This window comes from Acinetobacter sp. TUM15071 (genome assembly GCF_008980925.1).
Taxonomy (GTDB): domain Bacteria; phylum Pseudomonadota; class Gammaproteobacteria; order Pseudomonadales; family Moraxellaceae; genus Acinetobacter; species Acinetobacter dispersus.
In genome coordinates, this window is record NZ_BKGB01000042.1 from 1 (window position 1) to 707 (window position 707).

The following is a 707-nucleotide window of genomic DNA, read 5'->3' on the forward strand; positions in this document are numbered from 1 at the left end:
ACATCACACCGCCGGTGGGTGTACTTGATGATGTGTTGACGAATGACAGTACACCAGCACTCACTGGTACAGTGAACGATCCGACAGCAACAGTGGTTGTCAATGTGGATGGTGTTGACTATCCGGCAGTGAACAATGGTGACGGCACCTGGACGCTTGCAGACAATACACTTCCTGCGTTAACTGATGGTCCACACACCATTACCGTGACTGCAACAGATGCAGCAGGCAATGCAGGTACAGATACAGCAGTGGTAACAATTGATACCACCGCACCAAATGCACCGGTACTTGATCCAATCAATGCGACTGACCCAGTGAGCGGTAGAGCAGAAGCGGGTTCAACAGTGACAGTCAGCTTCCCTGACGGCACCACTGCAACAGTCGTGGCAGGCACAGATGGCAGCTGGTCAGTACCAAACCCGGGTAACCTGGTGGATGGCGATACCGTGACTGCAACAGCAACTGACCCTGCAGGCAATATCTCATTGCCAGGTACAGGCACAGTCTCTGCCGACATTACACCGCCAGTGGTTGTACTTGATGATGTGTTGACTAACGACAGTACACCTGCACTCACTGGTACAGTGAACGATCCGACAGCCACTGTGGTTGTCAATGTGGATGGTGTTGACTATCCGGCAGTGAACAATGGTGACGGCACCTGGACGCTTGCAGACAATACACTTCCTGCGTTAACTGATGGT

The 707-nt window shown here is 52.3% G+C and carries 1 protein-coding gene; it reads left to right on the forward strand.

The annotated features are described in order from the left end of the window. Positions 1-707: Ig-like domain-containing protein (locus GBI66_RS19115; protein WP_228267311.1), on the forward strand; the 707-nt coding region annotated here is incomplete at both ends.